General features: G+C 34.7%; 23 protein-coding genes. 16 read left to right on the top strand and 7 right to left on the bottom strand.

Going from position 1 to position 19202, the window contains the following annotated elements; genetic code table 11:
* Position 1 precedes the first annotated feature (1 nt).
* Positions 2 to 820 (top strand): MetQ/NlpA family ABC transporter substrate-binding protein, encoded by an 819-nt coding sequence (locus MKZ17_RS12710; RefSeq protein ID WP_340724104.1) that lies wholly within the window; start codon positions 2 to 4, stop codon positions 818 to 820.
* Between the two features lie 187 nt (positions 821 to 1007).
* On the opposite strand, the gene MKZ17_RS12705 is transcribed toward MKZ17_RS12710, so the two are convergent.
* Positions 1008 to 1415 (bottom strand): VOC family protein, encoded by a 408-nt coding sequence (locus MKZ17_RS12705; RefSeq protein WP_340724103.1) that lies wholly within the window; start codon positions 1413 to 1415, stop codon positions 1008 to 1010.
* A gap of 135 nt (positions 1416 to 1550) precedes the next feature.
* Here MKZ17_RS12705 and MKZ17_RS12700 point away from each other — a divergent pair, with 135 nt between their 5' ends.
* On the top strand, positions 1551 to 1718 hold the full coding sequence (locus MKZ17_RS12700) for a hypothetical protein (protein ID WP_340724102.1): 168 nt from the start codon (positions 1551 to 1553) through the stop codon (positions 1716 to 1718).
* 76 nt (positions 1719 to 1794) lie between these two features.
* On the opposite strand, the gene MKZ17_RS12695 is transcribed toward MKZ17_RS12700, so the two are convergent.
* Positions 1795 to 2361 carry a GNAT family N-acetyltransferase gene (locus MKZ17_RS12695; protein WP_340725553.1) on the bottom strand — a complete coding sequence of 189 codons (567 nt, stop codon included), beginning with the start codon at positions 2359 to 2361 and terminating at the stop codon, positions 1795 to 1797.
* 313 nt (positions 2362 to 2674) lie between these two features.
* On the opposite strand from MKZ17_RS12695, the gene MKZ17_RS12690 reads away from it, so the two are divergent.
* Positions 2675 to 3886: an ABC transporter permease gene (locus MKZ17_RS12690; protein ID WP_340724101.1), complete on the top strand. Its 1212-nt coding sequence runs from the start codon at positions 2675 to 2677 to the stop codon at positions 3884 to 3886.
* Between the two features lie 115 nt (positions 3887 to 4001).
* On the opposite strand, the gene MKZ17_RS12685 is transcribed toward MKZ17_RS12690, so the two are convergent.
* Positions 4002 to 4811, bottom strand: a complete 810-nt coding sequence (locus tag MKZ17_RS12685; protein ID WP_340724100.1) for a zinc-dependent metalloprotease — start codon at positions 4809 to 4811, stop codon at positions 4002 to 4004.
* Positions 4812 to 4956: 145 nt separating this feature from the next.
* Complete coding sequence (gene fosM, locus MKZ17_RS12680) at positions 4957 to 5394, bottom strand: FosM family fosfomycin resistance protein (RefSeq protein ID WP_445326914.1); 438 nt, start codon at positions 5392 to 5394, stop codon at positions 4957 to 4959.
* 122 nt (positions 5395 to 5516) lie between these two features.
* Between fosM and MKZ17_RS12675 the strand changes: the two genes are divergently transcribed.
* The 13 genes from MKZ17_RS12675 to MKZ17_RS12615 all read left to right on the top strand — a co-directional run bounded on the left by MKZ17_RS12675 (position 5517) and on the right by MKZ17_RS12615 (position 15711).
* Positions 5517 to 6134, top strand: coding sequence for a stalk domain-containing protein (locus MKZ17_RS12675; protein WP_340724098.1), 618 nt, complete (start codon positions 5517 to 5519; stop codon positions 6132 to 6134).
* A 181-nt stretch (positions 6135 to 6315) separates the two neighbouring features.
* On the top strand, positions 6316 to 6774 hold the full coding sequence (locus MKZ17_RS12670; protein ID WP_340724097.1) for a hypothetical protein: 459 nt from the start codon (positions 6316 to 6318) through the stop codon (positions 6772 to 6774).
* Positions 6775 to 7766: 992 nt separating this feature from the next.
* On the top strand, positions 7767 to 8135 hold the full coding sequence (locus MKZ17_RS12665) for a hypothetical protein (protein WP_340724096.1): 369 nt from the start codon (positions 7767 to 7769) through the stop codon (positions 8133 to 8135).
* 23 nt (positions 8136 to 8158) lie between these two features.
* Positions 8159 to 8500, top strand: coding sequence for a hypothetical protein (locus tag MKZ17_RS12660; RefSeq protein WP_340724095.1), 342 nt, complete (start codon positions 8159 to 8161; stop codon positions 8498 to 8500).
* Positions 8501 to 9350: 850 nt separating this feature from the next.
* Positions 9351 to 9749, top strand: a complete 399-nt coding sequence (locus MKZ17_RS12655) for a MarR family winged helix-turn-helix transcriptional regulator (protein ID WP_340724094.1) — start codon at positions 9351 to 9353, stop codon at positions 9747 to 9749.
* The gene (locus MKZ17_RS12650; protein WP_340724093.1) at positions 9749 to 10090 is read left to right on the top strand and encodes a DUF3147 family protein; all 342 of its coding nucleotides are present in this window, start codon (positions 9749 to 9751) and stop codon (positions 10088 to 10090) included. The genes MKZ17_RS12655 and MKZ17_RS12650 overlap by 1 nt, the downstream gene beginning before the upstream one ends.
* 197 nt (positions 10091 to 10287) lie before the next feature.
* Positions 10288 to 10554: a YesK family protein gene (locus tag MKZ17_RS12645; protein WP_340724092.1), complete on the top strand. Its 267-nt coding sequence runs from the start codon at positions 10288 to 10290 to the stop codon at positions 10552 to 10554.
* A 256-nt stretch (positions 10555 to 10810) separates the two neighbouring features.
* Positions 10811 to 11032: a transcriptional regulator gene (locus MKZ17_RS12640; protein ID WP_340724091.1), complete on the top strand. Its 222-nt coding sequence runs from the start codon at positions 10811 to 10813 to the stop codon at positions 11030 to 11032.
* A gap of 1 nt (position 11033) precedes the next feature.
* Entirely contained in the window at positions 11034 to 11402 is a 369-nt protein-coding gene (locus MKZ17_RS12635) for a hypothetical protein (protein ID WP_340724090.1), read from the top strand.
* A 144-nt stretch (positions 11403 to 11546) separates the two neighbouring features.
* Positions 11547 to 11981 carry a BrxA/BrxB family bacilliredoxin gene (locus MKZ17_RS12630; protein WP_340724089.1) on the top strand — a complete coding sequence of 145 codons (435 nt, stop codon included), beginning with the start codon at positions 11547 to 11549 and terminating at the stop codon, positions 11979 to 11981.
* Positions 11969 to 12754 carry a class I SAM-dependent methyltransferase gene (locus tag MKZ17_RS12625; RefSeq protein ID WP_340724088.1) on the top strand — a complete coding sequence of 262 codons (786 nt, stop codon included), beginning with the start codon at positions 11969 to 11971 and terminating at the stop codon, positions 12752 to 12754. The genes MKZ17_RS12630 and MKZ17_RS12625 overlap by 13 nt, the downstream gene beginning before the upstream one ends.
* 169 nt (positions 12755 to 12923) lie before the next feature.
* Positions 12924 to 14615: an FAD-dependent oxidoreductase gene (locus MKZ17_RS12620; protein ID WP_340724087.1), complete on the top strand. Its 1692-nt coding sequence runs from the start codon at positions 12924 to 12926 to the stop codon at positions 14613 to 14615.
* Positions 14616 to 14676: 61 nt separating this feature from the next.
* The gene (locus MKZ17_RS12615; RefSeq protein WP_340724086.1) at positions 14677 to 15711 is read left to right on the top strand and encodes a TlpA family protein disulfide reductase; all 1035 of its coding nucleotides are present in this window, start codon (positions 14677 to 14679) and stop codon (positions 15709 to 15711) included.
* Between the two features lie 99 nt (positions 15712 to 15810).
* On the opposite strand, the gene MKZ17_RS12610 is transcribed toward MKZ17_RS12615, so the two are convergent.
* The 3 genes from MKZ17_RS12610 to MKZ17_RS12600 all read right to left on the bottom strand — a co-directional run bounded on the left by MKZ17_RS12610 (position 15811) and on the right by MKZ17_RS12600 (position 19187).
* The gene (locus tag MKZ17_RS12610; RefSeq protein ID WP_340724085.1) at positions 15811 to 17487 is read right to left on the bottom strand and encodes an S-layer homology domain-containing protein; all 1677 of its coding nucleotides are present in this window, start codon (positions 17485 to 17487) and stop codon (positions 15811 to 15813) included.
* Between the two features lie 407 nt (positions 17488 to 17894).
* A complete protein-coding gene (locus tag MKZ17_RS12605) occupies positions 17895 to 18071 on the bottom strand; it encodes a hypothetical protein (protein ID WP_340724084.1) in 177 nt (58 codons plus the stop codon).
* Positions 18072 to 18272: 201 nt separating this feature from the next.
* Positions 18273 to 19187 (bottom strand): M23 family metallopeptidase, encoded by a 915-nt coding sequence (locus tag MKZ17_RS12600; RefSeq protein ID WP_340724083.1) that lies wholly within the window; start codon positions 19185 to 19187, stop codon positions 18273 to 18275.
* Positions 19188 to 19202 lie beyond the last annotated feature (15 nt).

Genomic DNA, 19202 nt, shown 5'->3' with positions numbered 1-19202 from the left:
CATGAAAAAAAAATGGATGTTAACTTTATTTGCTGCTTTCACATTAGCAGCTTGTGGACAACAAGAAGAGACAGTAGAGAAAAAACAAGAAAGTGAAGAAGCAGTTACATTAAAGGTAGCTTCATTAATCCCACCAATGACCGAAATTTTAGATTTAGTGGAGCCTCAATTAGCAGAACAGGGGATTGATTTAGAGGTGGTTGTACTAAGCGATAATGTACAGCCGAATAGTGCCCTTGCTGCGAAAGAGGTAGATGCTAACTTCTTCCAACACGTACCATATATGGAGGAATTTAATCGTAATAATGACGCCAATTTAGTACCAATTCAAGCGATCTACTTTGCAAACTACGGTGTGTATGCAAAAAACTTTGATTCAATCGACGCTCTACCAAACGGGGCAACAGTGGCCATCGCAAATGATATTTCAAATGTCGATCGTTCATTATCATTACTAGCGCAGCACGGTGTAATTACGTTGAAGGAAAAATCAGATGTGTACTATACATTAGCGGACGTAGCAGAAAATCCAAAAAACCTGCAATTTAAAGAGGTTGATTTATTAATGCTTGCACGTATGTATGATGATGCTGACGCTGTTGTGATGACACCAGCTTACGCTGCACCACTTGGCCTAACACCAAAAAGTGACGCGTTACTAACAGAAGGAATCGACAATAATTTCGCAATTACGCTTGTTGCACGTGAGGACAATCAAGATGATGAAGCAATTCAAAAGCTTGCAGAAGTGATGACAAGTGATGCAGTACGTAAATTCTTAGAAGAAAATTATGATGAGACAGCAATCCCAGCATTTTAATGGATAAGGTGGGCTGCTGTTTTGATTTGAAAGACGAGACGTTGAGAAATTGGCGTCTCGTTTTTTTTGTGGTTTTGAGGGGATTGTATGATTGAGGAAGGGGATGAGGAGTGTGGGATGGAAATAGCACTTAAAACCATACAAAACAATCAGCTTTTCATGTTGTCCTCCTGGTGATTCAGAAAAATTATAATTCGTATTCATCTAGAATATTTGTTGCACTTAGTAAATTTCCGTTTAGATCTTTAAAGCTAAATCCACCAAAGCCATGGTTTGTATCTATATTTAATGAACCAGTCTCAACATTTTGCTCATTTAACCAGTTGTAGAATTCAATTAAAGAAGGCGTGTAAAAATCAATGATCGTATGTGTAATTTCATTGTTTGTATTTTGAAACGATAAGCTCGCATTATCATACGTTTGCACTAAGTAAATTGTAGGTAAGTGTTTCGACTCAAACCGGAGCATAGCAGTACGATCATCTGTAAATAAAACTTTTACGCCTAAAATTGTTTGATACCAGTCAACAGATTTTTCAATATTGCGTACAGGAATTTCAATCGTCGCGATATGTGAGATAAATGGATTCACCATAGCCTTAACCTCCCAAAAGTATTTTTCATAAATGTATTCGCTATAAAGAAAATTTTCCCTTTGAAAATAAACATTAAAATGCAATAAGTATAAAACGCTTCAAAAAGGAAAATTTATTAAATGGAGGTGGGTAAATTGGCAAAAGAAAATCAAAAAAATTCACAAATAAAAAAAGAAGAATTTGGTGTAGAACTTGGACCGGATGATTTGGATCTAAGGGAGGATAATGATCTTACAGAAGAACAAAAGAAAAATTCGCAACAGGCGAAACTGCAGCAAAATGAAAAACCTAAAAAGAAATAAGTAATGGAGATAGTCACATTAAGAGGCTGTTGGCAAAGTTTTTGATTTGCCAACAGTTCTTTTATAAAAGGCATAATTAGTTTGAACATTTCACATAAATTAAATGATCGGTCCACGCTTCGTTTTCATAGATAAAACCTTTTCTTATACATTCAAATTCCATACCTACACTTTCAGCTAATTTAACAGATGATGGATTATCAAGGTTAATATGGGCTTCGATACGATGGAATTTTAACTGTTTGCATGCCATTTCAAGTGCTTCCTTTACAGCTTCTCTTCCATATCCATTGTTCCAATACTGATTATGGAGGGTATATCCTAGCCTTCCCCATTGAAAATCCTCTCTTGCTAAGGTAGAAAAATCAATCATACCTATTTGGGCGCCATCTTCCTTTCTAAATACACTAAATATGTAAGCAGTATCTGTTAGTGCTAACGATTGATGTTTTTCAACCAAATTATAAAACCACTCCCGAGTACATTCACTCATATCGATTTTCCCAATATCATGTCTGTTTTGAGAAGGATAACGATTTTCAAATGCCAATAACCAATTTTCATAATCACTATTGTTTAATGGTCTAATCACTAATCGATCTGTTTCTGAAATAAATTGAAATTTTTCCTTTGCAAAATTCAAAAGAACATCTCCTTTGTATTGAATTTCCTGAAAAGAAATTCTTTTACCGTATAATTGTAGTTTTTTGTTTGATTTAGAAAATTCATACTTTAAGAGTTTATCATAAGTCTCATTCTTCAAAATTATTTTCTTTACGATAGTTCCTTCAAAACAGTGTTTAATTGAAAAAAAGTTCAAATCTTTCAAGAAGAGAGTAATTTAATAAGCATCACTGTTCTATTAATTGTAAAAATATTGAAAAAATAGAGTTATTAGTTTAATCTAATAGAATAGATAATAAGAACAAAGTTTACAACAAAGAGGAGGGGAGCACATGTGGAGCTTTTTTAAATTTGAACTGAAGCAATTCTTTATGAATAAGAAAAATATTGCCATCTATTTATTACTCACAATTGCTACTATTTTTTACGTGTTTAAAATAGTGCCAGCCTATGATCCGATAGAAAAGGTAGATTCCGATGAAATCGAAGCGCGCTATTTAACACGTCAAGAATTTATGGATAGTTTAATAGGAAAAGATATGCAAGGTACACATGCATCGGTTTATTATGCAATAGAAATCTATAGCTTTATCAATCCAATAGAGAAAGAGCGTTTAACTGCATTAGAGGAAGGGGATTTGAGGAAATATGCAGATTTAACAAGGGATTGGTACTATTACACAAATGCGTTTACATATAAAAATGAATCTATATCATACAATCCAGGCTATTTTGTTAATAATAATCGTTATGCTGAAGAGGATGCGTTTTATGCCTATTTAGAACAAGCAGTGCGTTATGATGCATATGCAAAAGCAGACTATGAATTATCGTTGGAACTATTTGAGCAACGAACGGCCCTCCAAACATTGGAACGCTTATTAAAAGGACCGTTACCTATTGTTTTAATAATATGTGCATTGCTTTTATCAATCGATATCATTTCAAAAGATCGACGACATCCCTCAATTGTAAAAGGCTATCCGATTAGTGATTGGAAAAAGCTGCTTGTAAAAATGTTTGTTGCACTAATTGGTTGCATCGTATTATTTATGCCACTTTTAGTTGGCTTCATTATAATCGGCCTGCAGTCAGGCTTTGGAAATTTTAATTTACCTTCACCGGTGTATGCTTATCACTTAGAGTGGCGTAAAGACGGTAAATTTGAAATGATGACATTAGGAAAGTTTTTAGGTCAATCTTTCACGCTTTTATTTGCATGGTTTATGGTTATTATAAATGTCGTGTTGTTATTAAGTATTCTATTCCGTCAAGAAATGATTAATTTTGTTGCGGGTGTATTTCTTATTTTTGGTGAAAATTTTTATTTCAGTCGGGGTGTCGGTTACTTTTGGGATATCCATAATTTTCCTACCTCGTATATTCAGGTTGGACAAATTGCTTCCAAACAACGGAATTTTTATTATACGAGTAAGCAATTGGATTTTAGTTTAGGGCTACAATTATTGCTTGCTAGCGTGTTTGTTATGCTATTAATCATGCTACTCATGACATATAATAAACGGTTTAAGCTAATTCGATAGAATAACAGCGATGAACGGAAAAAAGACCACTTCAAATTGATGAAGTGGTTTTATATTTAAGGGGACTATTGAATTTTTAAGAATATGATTAATAGCTTGTTAGCTTTTCAAAAGTCTAATTTCCATACCAAGATTTGTTTTGTTGGATTTGACTGCTATGTGATGCATGCCAATAATCCACAGTGTATGCAAAATCATAGTTCATGACGCAGCGGATGCCACTTCCCTGGTTGTCATGACCTAAGCCATAGTTGTGCGAGAATTCATGCTGAGCTGCTTTTGCAGTATTTGTCATACCTTGGTCTAAATTGACACTAAATGCACTACCTACAGGATCTGAAGAATAAACGTAGGCAATACCACCAGCTTCAAAGTTTGCGTCTCGAGTAAATCCAACGACGAAATCATAGTTTCTGCCACTCCAATCTCGACTCAAATCTGCTAAAATTTGTGAACTATTCGCTCCTTGTGAACTCCAGCTCCCTACTGCTTTTACTTGGAAATCGATTCCTTGGTCTCGGATGAATGCATCATCGGATTGTTCAACGATTGTTTGTATACGAGTTTGCCAATCAGAATAGGCACTTCTATATTCCTCATCGGCTACGGCTAGTACCGTTACGATACGGTTTGCTGCCAATGCACTATTTTGTGCATCAGCGATGTTTTGGTACGTCGTAAGTGTATCAACGGTTTTTCCTAATTCATTTAAGACGGTTACTTGAGTAGTAGATTCAATGTTGGTGAATTCTTTATCTGGCTGGTATTCAGGTGCGATTGGAAGTGAGTGAACAACGGGTGCTGAATTAGCAGAGATTGCGTGCGAATGATCATGAGCATCATGTAAATCTGTAAAGCTATGTCCTGCTCCTAGTAGCGGGATGGCAAGTGACAGGGAAGCAACGATAGACTGTAATCTTTTCATATAAAACCTCCTAATATTTAGTGTAATTTATTATTCTATTAATATTAGGAGATTCCTTTTATTAGTTTATTGATATTTGAAAAAAGGTAGTATTCTACTAGGTATAATGAGACATGATAACAATATAAATGTGTAGAGTAGGTTTTTATTCATAAAATTCCATATGTGTTTTTTCTTCTTTGTAATATTTGATTCGGTCTTGTAGGGTGCCTGTATGAAATTCAAATTTATGTCCATCGAGGTCGGTGAAATAGATTGATTGTTTATCTTTTATATCTCTAGTACGTCCTGAAAGAATGTTGATATTTAAGCTTACTAATTTAGTATAAATCGTTTCAAAATCACAATCATCAATGGAAAAGGCAATGTGTGTATACGATTGTGAAATTTCATTGCGTGGAATATCTTTTTCTTCATTTAGAGCAAGCCAAATCCCGTTTAAATCAAAATAAGCCGTTGTTTTACCTTTCACAAGCAATGTCGCGTCAAATACATTTTGATAAAATTCAATCGCGTTTTCTAAATTCGAAACTGAAAATAAAAAATGATTAATTCCTTTAATATTCAAAATAATTTCCTCCATTGAATTTCTTTTTTGCCTTTCACAGCATATAGAGGGAGAGGCCTTTTCCATTATTTTATCATTGATGTAATTTAAAAATAGTTACATAATAAATTGTTAAATAGATTTAATAGGAGAGAAATATGAAATACTTAAAATTAATAGTATCAATGATGTTATTTGTATCAGTAATGTCATTTGCAAAAACGAATAATGTAGATGCAGCGACTAATATTACAATTTACGTAAATGGTACAAAACAGTCATACAGCAACAAAGCAATGATCAAAAATGGTGCAACATTAGTGCCTTTACGTGGGATTTTTGAGGCATTAGGAGCGAATGTGACATGGAATCAATCGACTAAAACAATTGATGCAACAAAAGGCAGTACGAAAATTTGGTTAAAAATTGGTTCGACAACAACGAAAGTAAATAATAAAAATGTAACGATTTCAGTGCCTGCTCAAGTAGTGAATGGAAGCACATTAGTTCCTCTACGTTTCATTGGGGAGTCATTAGGTGCGAAAGTGGAATGGATACAAGCATCAAAAACAATCAAAATTACAACGAATGGTTCATCAGGAACGGTAACAGGTGATGTAAATTCAGGGACATATGTAAAACCTGGTGCAGCTACAGTGTTCAAAAACTGTACGGAAATGCGTAAAGTCTATCCAAACGGTGTTCAAAAAAGTCATCCTGCTTATGAATCAAAACATGATCGAGATAATGACGGCTGGGCATGTGAACAAAGTTAATTAATTAAATAATTAATATGTACAAAAAGCCTGACGCACGCCGTCAGGCTTTTATGTTTCGGGAAAACACGTATGCGGTGGGGCGAATAAGCCCATACTAGAAAAGGGCTAAGCATCACGACTTACCATAGCTATAATGGAATGTTCATATTATCTTTTATGATTGGATGTGAGGGGTTAAATGACAGAAAATACAGGGGAAAAGTTTTTAGAAAAATTTATGGGGATCGAGGACCCAATTTCAAAGCTAATCGTCATCCATTTATATTGTGAAAAAGCCATAAATAAACTAGTTGAAGTAAAAGCAAAAAGAAGCGAAAAAGTGTCGGAGTGGAAGAACGGTAACTATTATCCATTAAAAAAAGCAAATTTCGTAACACAAATATTTTTTGTTTATAACATGGGCTGGATTGAGGAAGAGCTGTATAATAATTTATTTTTACTGAATTCATGGCGAAATATTTATGCTCATAATATTGATGTTGATTTAGATAAGATGAATTATGATTTTGATATGCTAAAAAGTGGGTTATCATTTCAAGACAAAGAAGACATTAAATCAAACGCCGAAATTATTGCCGTTGTAACAATTGCAGCACTACATAACTGTTTAACACAACAGCATAAATTAAATTACTAAAAACTAAAAGATGGGTTGCGGTATTTTAAAGTTGGAAATATCTCACAGAGTAAAGATGGGAATCAAGGAGTAGTGAACCTTCAATTATGAAAAAGTAAAAGGAAATCTGTCTAAGGTTGAGGACCAAGACAGATTTTTTGAGGTATTGTGCTTTTGTTCGAAGTTTAATTAGGATGGGATTTCTTTTGCAGGCAGTGGATTAATAAATTATCCTCTTTGTGATTGAACCTTTTTCATCATAATCTCCCTGGAGATTTTTTCTGTTTTTTAAAATCAGAACGAGTAAAAGTGTCTTGGAGATACCCTTACAGAAACTATTTTAAAGGCTCGATAAGGTAATATATACTGACAAATGTTAATATTTGTTACTTTTTTAGAATGCATAAGATTATAAGCACTTATCTGTAGCTTTAGGTAAGAATGGCGATGAAATAACTTCAGTTCGTTCCGGTTGTGATAAGTTGTCGAGTACATTTACAACTTCAGCGCAACCGTGCTCGCATTTCAGAAAACAGCGAGCTTTAACTTTTTATGAAATATTCTCAGAAAGATCCTGATTTTTGCGGGAATAAATATACAGAACTTTATACAAAGTGAAGAACAAACCTAGCAAGCCCAAACAGCGCTACATCAACTCTTTAATCCATTTGTATAAATACTTCATAGATATTGTGCCACATAAAAAATCATTAATTACTGATTTAACAGCATTCGTGGCTTTTTAGTACGTGTCCAAACTTTGATTTGGGGGCGTTATTTTGATTGCTAAACTCAAAATTATTTTATATTAGGACGTACTATCATACCTAGAAATATCAATCCACTGCCTAAAATCAGAAGGAATTTCAAATGAAATTTATCTATGAATCCTAGAGAGTACAAGATCCCTATGCATATATGAATAAAAGCGACAGTCGATAGAAATATGGTATATAATGGAAATGAGTTCTATATGATACTCAAAAAAAATCGGATTTGTAAGGAGGATAAAAATGAGCAAAAAATTATTTTATTTTGTGTCAGCTATTGTATTTGTGATTTCGTTTGGTTTAGTTACAACACAATCACAAGCAACAAATATTCAAGTTGATGTAAATGAAAGTAAAGGCGAACAAATTGGTGATATGTCTGGTAACCTTTACGAAAAAGATGGTGAGGCTACTACTTTCGGATGGCCTTGGACTGCAAAAGATAAAACTGTAAAAAAAGAATATGCTACTGCTTCAGCAGTCCCAGAATCAATATATTACGAAGAGTATATTGATGGTAAATGGTATAGTGGAACACTAAAGAGAACTGGAGAGATTGAAAAGCTTCAATATACTTGGAGAGCAACTTTCACAGGTAAAATTAATTACTAAGAGTTAAGAGGAGGGCTTGTCATATGAAAAGTTTGTTAAACAAAGGTTTACTATCGTTATGTGCTGCTGCTTTTATTTTTGCACTATCCCCAGCATTCGCAAGTGCTTCTGAAGTACCAGTGACAGAAGAATCGGCACTTTTGACAGAATATTCTGAAATATCCCCAATGTGGGTTTATACTCATACACAAACAATCACACACGAATATTCTACTGCTTCAAACATTCCTGATGTGTTTTATTATGAATATTATCATGAGACCTTTGGAATGATGAGAGGTTCATTAAAATATGTCTCTCATAAAGCTGTAAAAGGTAAATATGTAGCTACATTTACAGGCACAATGTATAGTAATCCTCTATAAAATAGTACCTATAGACAGTTAATATATTATGGGACGTTCTCTCAAATAAAAAAAGCACCATTAAGTGGTGCTTTTTTTATACTGCTTTATTAGTAAAAAAAATTTCTATTTATACGTTACAGTCATTTAGAACAAGTGGAACAAACAGACCTCTTTAAAATAATTTCTCACAGCATATCAGAGCCTTATTTCTATACAAAAAAAACGACAAACGCCGTTAAATCAACTTGTATCAGGTAAAAACATAACCCATACATCCCCATTTTTAAAGCGAGAAATTTTCCAGTGACTTATCAATTTCTTTCGTCATTTATTTGCTCTAAGTTACCATTCTGTCTGCTTTTTAAGTAAATTGTAATGCCAAATGAGCTGAAGCAAATTCTTCTTAAAATACTCGATGTAAAAATAACATATGTATCCAGTGATACTCTCCTTTACCGATAGAGCCGATACGAGGTGCGAAGAATACTTTGTAAATGCAGAGCAATGCCAGGCATAAAATCGTAACATTACCGAAAATGGCTATAAGGATTGTATTTTCATTTTGCCTCTCCTTTATTCTTTTTTACGATTTAAAAAGGGGGTTAGAGATAAAATAAAAAATCTCTAAACATGTCATTTGGTAGCTGCAATTATAATCCAATCCTGTTTCCAAAATCGTTTTTGGTAAATGTTTAGTGCTTAACGTTGTATATTGCATGGAGCCATCCCTTATTACAACAATCGGGAGCTTTTCTTGTATGTAATAAAATCTCAGAAACGCTTATACAAGTTATATTATTTCCGTTGATATTATATCGTTAATTACGATATAATCGGTTTAAACGATGTAAAATGAGGTGTGCTTATAGTGATACAAGAAATTAATCAATACTTTACTGACATTTATTTTAATTTACATCCTACACAAGAAGAAGTAATTTCACATCAAAGTGTCCGAATCTTACAAATGGTTCAAAAACAGCAATATGTCGTAATTCGTGACATTGCTGAGCAATTATCAATTTCACACAATACAGCATCGGAACATGTGAAAAAATTAGTGAGTAACGGATGGTTGTATAAAGAGAGATCAGATGAAGATCAACGTAAAGTGTATTTATATTTAACAGACCTAGGTTCAGTAATATTAAGGAAGAATACAGAATTAGATGAAAATAAGCTCCAAGTTGCACTTAGCAAATTATCGACAAATGAAAGAAAGAAAATAGTTGAAGCATTTCGGCTTTTAAGTGAGGTATCAAAATAATGTATTTGCTAATAAAAATTATAAGTTCGGCAGCCATTATTGGTATCGTTACGGAAGTAGCAAGAAGATTCCCTGTATATGGAGGTATTATTGCTGCCTTACCGTTAGTTAGTATATTAAGTATTATTTGGTTGACGGTTCAGGGAGAGTCTACTCAAAATATCAACAAATTTACACTCGGTGTTCTTGCAGGATTTCCAGCCACGATGTTTATGCTGTTTGTGATTTATTTCACATTGAAGCAATCTGTTCATTTAGCGCTAGCGATTTCATTAGGAATAGTCGGTTGGGCAATATTTTTAATTGCTCAAAAATACATAATGGCAGTATTTGTTTCGTAAAAATTCTGTAGTACTTGTTAATTAACAAACGGACGTGTTTCTGAAAAAAGGGCAGTGCAGAAACTGAAAAAGGAGATATAAAATCTATTTTTATGTAGTAATACTTTAACTAACGGGGCAGTTTAGTTGAATAGTATAGTTTAATTGTGTTCAATAATCGGGCAAGTTTGCAGAAAAACACAACAGGGGGTAATTAAATGGATGCTTTGATGTTAGAGGGATGGACGCCTATATTGCTTAGTGGAATTATTTTTGCAATTGGGATGTTTATTACGTCCCGTAAAGTTTCAAGAAAATCTTTATTTTCCTTTGCTACTGTATTAAGTCTAATTTGTATTGGAGTAATTATTTTTAGCATAATTGCAGTTGGTGGCTGGGAAGGTATGGGACTGGGTTTATTTTCGTTTACTATTCTATTAGGAATATGGATAGGTACTGTTATTGGGGATATTTCATTGAGTTAAAATGTTTAAAATGTCTACTTGTTTTCAGCTTTTCTCTATTTAAATCGTTGCTGTGGTACATTCTCATATTAGATTTATATTTAATTTTGTATAAAACGAAGCCCATTACCCAAATAACGGGAGTAGGCTTTTTTACCTTTATTCATTAATTTACCAATTTAATTAAATTTTTTATGTTTTAAAATAAGAACAATTGTTCTATAATGATTAAAAATGAGAACAAACGTTCCTGTTTGTATTGAAAGGGTTAATTATTATGAAAGAACAATTAATGCGAGCGATGCAGCGCAATCAATTAGTGGATATAATCTATGTGGCGAAAGATAGGTCAATTACTAAACGTCGCATTAAAATTATAGCGATCGCTGGAAATACCTTGCAAGCTTATTGCTTTGTTCGCCATGCCAAACGTGAATTTAAAATCGATAACATATTAGCGATTACTCCTGTTATCCACAGAGAGCGAGTGGTGATTTAATATGAATGCACTTATGGAATTAAGTAACGATATTCATCGATTCATCATTCTCGAAGTATTATTGAAAACGTTAGAGCGCGATCAACAGTATTTGAATGTTTTGAAGATGGGTGATGTATTTACTGAATGGTACACACTGAAAAACAATGAAACCTTTGAGGAATTTAAAAATGTAAAAAGCAAATTAAATAAAGCTGGATGCAAGATTGAAAAAGTAAATAATGATGGCGTGTTTACTGAATATATGATAGTTATTAGAGGGAAAACCGACAAGAGAACGTATTCTAATATTGCTTTACGGAAATGGGTAAGAGAAGAACTGAAACGATTATTAAATATGAGTTATCAAACACCAGGTGATAGGAAGTAATGAAAAAGCAACTAAAGCAACATAAAAACAACCAAAATTCCGGATTAATATGAATTTTAATGAAGTTCAAACATTATACAAGGCTAAAAAACATTGCTATAATGGGCGTTGTGAATATATATAAAATGAAACGAGGTTTTTTAAATGACAAATGCTTATGATGAATATATGAGACAAGTTACACAACCGATGCGTGCGGAGCTTGAAAATGCAGGATTTACTCAATTAACGACGGCGGATAATGTGCATGAATTTATGGCGGAAACAAAAGGGACTTCTTTAGTTGTGATCAACTCGGTTTGTGGTTGTGCGGCTGGTTTAGCACGTCCTGCTGCCCGTGAAGCAGTGGCAGAAGTAAAGCCGGATAACTTAGTAACCGTTTTTGCTGGGCAAGATCCAGAGGCAACTGCTGCAATGCGCGGGTATTTTGATGAAGTACCACCAAGCTCACCATCAATGGCGATTTTAAAGGACGGCCAATTAGCGTACTTTATCCCTCGTGAGCAAATCGAAGGTTTCCCAATGGAGCAAATTCGTGACCACTTAGCTGATGTACTAAAGCAAGTATGTGCCGAGTAACAATTGTTACTACAGCTGGCCGACCTGATAAGGAATCATTAAGGTTTGCCCAAAGAGCAAGCAATGCGCTACAGGCAGAAATTGTTCCACGAAAAAAACGTTCAGTCAATAAAATGATGGAACAATATGATGCGAATGTAATTGTTGCTGGCAAAAATCGTTATGAATATTACACATACGGTGCACAATCACCGTTCTTTTTTCATCCAAATTCTGCTGCATTTCGCCTAAAGCGTGTTGCTCGTGGAGAGGAAGAACCACTTCTACTTGCGTGCAATTTACATAAAGGCGATACCTTTTTAGACTGTACACTTGGCATGGGTTCGGATAGCTTAGTTGCAGCATTTGCAGTAGGTGATGAAGGAAAAGTAATGGGGCTAGAAGCGGATAAAAACGTCGCATTTATTGTGGAAAACGGCATGCAAGTATATGATACGTCTGAGCTACCATTGACTGAATGTATGCGAAATATTGAAGTAGTTCATGCGAATGCAATCGAATATTTAAAAAAGCAGCCAAATGAAAGCTTTGATGTTGTTTACATGGATCCGATGTTTGAAGAAACGATTGAAGAGTCGACAAACTTTGAAGCCCTGCGTCATGCTGGGAGTCATATTTCTTTGTCAGACGAATGGGTGAATGAAGCATACCGCGTTGCTAAAAAGCGCGTTGTGCTAAAGGCGCATTATAAATCCAATTGGTTTGACCAGTACGGTTTTGAGCGTACGATTCGCTTAACTTCTAAATTTCATTATGGGTTCATAAAAAAATAGATTGTATAAATGGTGACTAGTTTAATATAATTGGTAACTTAAATAATAATTATGGCAAAATGGTTTCAGATCAAATTCTGAAACCATTTTTTATTCGTTTATTTCATTGACAATTATACCTAGTGGGGTATATATTGAGGTTAATAAACAATAGATGGGAGTTTTACATATGAAGAAGGTAGTTATTGTTGGTGGCGTAGCTGGTGGTGCAACGGCTGCAGCTCGAATTCGTCGATTAGATGAGCAAGCTCAAATTGTTATGTTTGAAAAAGGTCCACATGTGTCATTTTCAAACTGTTCATTACCATATCATTTAAGTGGAATTGTAGCGGATAGTCAGCGTTTATTATTAATGAATCCGGATTCCTTTGAGTCAAAATATCATATCGATGCACGCGTAAACAGCGAGGTTGTATCGATTAATCGTGCTGAAAAAACGGTAACGGTGCAAAATGTTGTCACTGGTGAGAAATACAATGAAGAATACGATACACTTATTTTATCACCAGGGGCGAGCCCGATCGTTCCAAATTTAGAAGGGGTTAATTTGCCACATGTATTTACTGTCCGAAATGTAGTGGATATCGAACGTTTACAAAAGGCCATTGTTGAAAAGGATGCAAAAAATATTGCGGTAATCGGTGGTGGCTTTATCGGTGTTGAAGTGGCAGAAAACTTGCGCTTAGCAGGCCGTGGGGTGTCATTAGTGGAATTTGCACCTCAAATTTTAACGCCATTTGATGAGGATATGGTGCAAATTTTGCATAAGGAAATGGTGGATCAAGGCGTTGAGCTTATTGTAAATGATGGCTTAGCAAAAATTTCAGAAACGGTCGTAACATTAAACTCGGGTAAGGAAATTCATGCAGACATCGTGGTATTAGCCATTGGTGTACGTCCTGAAACGGCGTTAGCAAAAGAAGCGGGCTTAGATATTGGGGAAACCGGCGCAATCAAGGTAAACCAAAATTATCAAACAAATGACCGTCATATTTATGCAGTAGGAGATGCGATCGAAGTATATCATCGACTATTAAATAAGCCGACAAGACTAGCATTAGCGGGCCCTGCGCAACGTCAAGCGCGTGCAGTCGCAGATCATATTTATGGGAGAATGGTCATAAATAAAGGGGTTATTGGCTCATCGAGCATACAGGTTTTTGACTACAATGCGGCAGCAACGGGCTTAACAGAGCGAATTGCAAAACAAGCTGGCTTTTCTGTTGAAGCGGTATATGTTATTGCACCAGACAAAGTAGGCTTAATGCCTTCAAGTAATCCATTGCATTTCAAGTTAATTTATGAGGTGCCAACGGGCCGTATTTTAGGGGCACAGGCAATTGGGAAAGGGAATGCAGACAAACGTATTGATGTCATCGCTACATTAATTACGATGAATGGGACAATTGAAGACTTAAAAGAGCTTGAATTATCGTATTCACCGATGTTTAGTACAGCAAAAGATGTCGTAAATATGGCGGCATTAGTAGCAACAAATATTATGAGCGGTCGCTTTAAACAAATTCGAGTTAGTGAAGTGCGACAATTAGTAGAAAGTGATGCAGTCATAATTGATGTTCGTGAAGAAAATGAATTTGCGAACGGGCATTTAAAAAATGCGAAGAACATTCCATTAAGTCAATTCCGTGAGCGTATGCATGAAATACCAAAGGATGTTCCTGTTTATATTCATTGCCGATCAGCACAGCGCAGCTACAATGCGGTGATGGCATTAGAAAATAGTGGTTATGACAATGTGTATAATATTTCAGGCTCATTTTTAGGTATTTCCTTGTATGAGTATTACCAAGATATTACGAAAAACCGTGAGCCAATCGTGACAACTTATAATTTTAAATAAATAACTGAATGACAATAGAAGGGCAGGCGATGATGGCTTGTCCTTTTTTAAAGGAGGTAAAATGGATACTTTAACAATTGGTTCCATCCATATTCCCTATACATGGGTCGCATTTTTAGCTGCCATTTTTGTCCTAGAAATCGTAACGAAAAAGAGGGCGACATGGCAAATTGATTCTTTTCTTTTTCAATATATACTAATTTGGAAGCTTAGTTATGTGCTGTTTTACTTGAAGGCATTTATTCAAGCACCACTATCCATTTTGTACTTTGATGGGGGTTGGAAAGGACATTTACTTGCACTCTGTATAGTAATGATCACGCTTATTATGAAGCGACAACAGATTCAATTTGAAGACTTATGGAAAGGGTTTATACTATTTTTAGCAAGCTATCACATTGTCATTGCATTACTAAATGTGAATATTGTTTTAATCATTTTGTCGCTGCTAGCAAGCATTGTACTTTTTAAAAAAATATCATGGGCAACAGCGCTAGTAGGTGTCATTATTTTCTCCCAGTATGATTGGACAAGTCCATATTTATGGAGCTTTGTATTTCTATTTGTACTGTTTACATTCATGAAACGAAATCAAGAATCAAAGCAATTAATCGGACTTGTATTCGTTTCACTATTAATCGGTATGATGTGGGATTCATCGCTAAAGGAAATGAAAACTACGGAAGGGCATACAACGATTATGTTGCAATCCGTTGATGATGAAAAGCGAACGCTACACAATCCCGAGAAGTCACTGACAATTGTTAATTTTTTTGCTACATGGTGTGGTCCATGTAAAGCAGAGATGCCTCACTTACAAAGCTTTTCACAAAAGCTCCCGGATAATGTGGAGTTAGTTGGTGTTAACTTAGCTTCCCGTGATCACGGAGAAACCGCTTTGAATGGATTTTTACAACAATATGAAGTGAGCTATCCCATTTTAATTGATGAAAACGATTTGGCCGGTAAAGCATATCGTATTCTTTCTATCCCGACAACGGTGCTTTTAAATGAAGAAGGGGAGGAATTAACCCGTATAGTTGGGCCATTAAGTGAAGAAAAGCTCCAAAATCTTGTTAAGAAATACGCGGAATGATAGGGATTTTACTTTTACATGTAAAGTTGAGTCTACTAAATATAAAAATGCCTCGATGACGTATACATCGAGGCATTTTTCTTTTCAAGGAGTTTTACTTTACGATTTTTTCAACTGTTCAAATAAACGATATAAAAATACAGAAAAATGTTCACGGCTTACTGGCTCGTTTGGCATGAAATTACCGTAACTTCCTTGCGTAATTCCATTCGAAGCTAAAATTTGAATATATTCATAAGCATAATGTTTTTGCGAAACATCATTAAACGTAGTTGAAGTGTCTTGCATGTTTAAGTCAAATGTATTTACTAAAATTTTTGCAAGCTGTGCCCGCGTTAAGTTACTACTTAAATCCATCATTCTATTTGTCGATCCATCAACAATTCCAGCCTGATAAAACGGAGAAATTAGCTGATAATCCGTACTATACCTCATCAAATCTTTGAATTGAATCATTTCACGTAATGGCAGTAAATTTAAATCATCATAACGCGATAACATCGTAAACACTTGTCGGCGTGTTATAGGATTTTTTGGTTTAAACCGACCATCTTCATGTCCTTGAATAATCCCCATTGATGAAAGTGCCAAAATTTCATTCGCATATCGATAATTTAGTGGAACGTCAATATACAACACTTCTTCATATTTAATCGTATAATTTACTTCGTAAACTTGTTGCCATTTCGTACTCGGTTCAATTATATATTTCCCTGGCTTTAACACCGCTGTCATTGTAAAGAGGCCTTTTTTTTGTTCATATTGATAATCGAAAATTTGTCGATAATCACCTTCCTCATCCTCTTTAGTTAGGATGGCAGACATTAACTCGGATGAATCGGTCTTAATAGTAAAATGCACCTTTTGTTCATGATCTAACGTAAAAGAATATTCATCGTTAAGACTTAAAAAGCCTCGAATTTCTTTTTCTGGTAATAGAGTTGTACCAAAAATACTATTTTTAAATGTTTCTGGCTGATTAATTGCTTCTGTTTTTAAAATAAATTGATAATCGGACCTATAACCCGTATCACTAGCACTTACTTTTACCGTATATGTTCCAGGTAATAATACTTCCACGTCCGATTTGGAAAAAGCATGATTTGTTAATGTTGCTAAATAACGATGACCTTTGTCGTCGTCCACATCTACATACAATAATTGTGAAGCACCATCTGATAAATGTGGCATATATTTCTCTGTGTGCAACGTAACTTTACTTGTTTTATCTAATGAAAATGTATAATAATCTGCCAAGGCAGCTACAGTTCCTACACTTTTAATAGGTGTGTTAAGTGGGATTGGATTGGCAGTCTTTGCTGTATTGTTCGGTTCTACATCAATAGACGATTGAGTAGGTGCAACTGTATATACGCCATTGTATGGTTGCCCATCTGGTCCATCTATTCTTACATAATACATCCCAGCGCGTAGTTGTATTTGCTGAACTGTTTTTTTGTCATCACCGTCATCTTTCGTCGTTCGAATAAACGCAAAGCTTGGTGGGTCTTGAGAGCCATCATTTTGTAATAACGCAACTAAAATCGAACCTTGTTTTGGATCATCAAAGGTAAACGTCACAAGTGAATCTTCCGCTAATTGCAACTGGTAATAATCATTAGAATAATCTGGTACTTTTTCGATTCGTGTATTCGCTGGCCAAAACGGTGCATCTTTCATAAAAGTATCAAAATAGGATCCCGATACTGCCTCCACTTTATATTGGGGCGACAACAATAACCCTACAAACCCACATAGTAATAACCATTTTTTCAAAAGTTTTTCCCCCATATCAAATATTCATTAGTTATTGTACAGTAATAATATTATTTAGCTATATTTGTTGTGAAAACAATAGAATATACCTATTTAAGATCACTTGTTTAATAGAATAAATAACCTATGGGGATATTGCATATCATGACGTTTGTTGTTTCTATAATAGAAAGAGCAAAAACGAAGAGAAACAAGTTGCAACAGACATTATAAAAAAGAATAACTTTGACCCTAATCTATTTCAATTCAATTTAATCTAACAAGTTATATAAAAAAATCAACAAAATGACTAAGCACCTTTAACACAAAATAACCTTGATAAATGAATTATCAAGGTTATTTCCTATTTCGCTATAAATGAAGAAACGTCAAGCAAAATGAAATATAACGAGGATGTTGTAATATTATTACAACTCCAAATCTTTTGCTCGATTCCTTTTTGATTTTTCAACGAGCTGATGGAGCTCATCGATTTCACTCGCTATTTCTTCTCTCGCCTTGTTAGGAGCGATTTTTTGGTTTTTTGGTGTTTGTGGTAATGAGCCTTTATTGGTTCCTTTACTTGAGCTATCGTCTCTACCCATCGGAATTCTCCTTTCAAATCGATTCCTTCTTAATATGGCATTAGAGCGATTTTTTATCACAAGAAAATACTTTTCACCTATTTTTTATTTCATTTTCTCCACTCAACGTTCTTAAATCTGTGTAATGAATTAACATAAAAAGACTGTAGACAAACTTTTAAGTTTATTTACAGCCTTAATAGTATAGATTTGGCAATCCTTTTAATTTTTTGTTACTAAAACTTGATTAGCATTCACCCAAGTATCTGTACCCAAGTTATACCAACCATCTTTCGCAGCGTGTACTTTATAAGTTCCAGGTGCCAATGAACGATTAAATGATCCATTTGGCGCATTATACGTACTTATTGTTGACGAAACAGTAGCATGGTGATTTGCAATAGTGCCATAAGCATGATGTACGTAACCACTACCTACATTATAGAAAAGAACTCCATCCGCTGAATATTCTCTTTGACCATATACTTTGTACTTTCCACCAGCTGGTAGTTGATCAATAATACCATATCCTACATATTGGAATACATTGGCTGTACTTGTAATTGTGATTGTAGCCCACGTTCCATCATAAGTGTGGTAAGAAATTGTTGGTTTCGTACCATTTAAATAAGGCATTGGATCGACAGCTTGAGATTGAGCAGTACGGTCTCGCTCATATATTTCGAAATGTAAATGTTGAGCTGATGAATCGCCGCTATTCCCCATAACTCCAATTTGAGTACCCTGACTTACTGATTGACCTACATTAACATTAATAGATTTTAAATGGGCATACAATGTATTATAAGTTTGTCCTGCAATACTATGTCGAACGATTATATAATTTCCATATCCACCATTACATGTATTTCCCCTATAGCCATTATTTGAACAACCATCAGCTACTTTACTAATTACTCCCGTTGCAGAAGCGTTAACAGCCACACTTGATCCAGATGCTGCAATATCAATACCATAATGCATTACACCATCTCTCATACCATAAGGGCTTGTGTATGTACCATTTGCAGGTTTAATAAACACCTGAGCAGCAGCTACATTATTTACTTGTCCTAAAATGAAAATTGAATACAACACTACAAAACTAACAATTATTCTACCTAGTTTTTTCGACATTATACTTCTCCTTTC

The organism is Solibacillus sp. FSL R7-0682 (genome assembly GCF_038005985.1).
GTDB lineage: Bacteria > Bacillota > Bacilli > Bacillales_A > Planococcaceae > Solibacillus.
The sequence above is the reverse complement of the archived record's forward strand: the minus strand, read 5'-3'. Positions and strand labels throughout refer to the sequence as shown.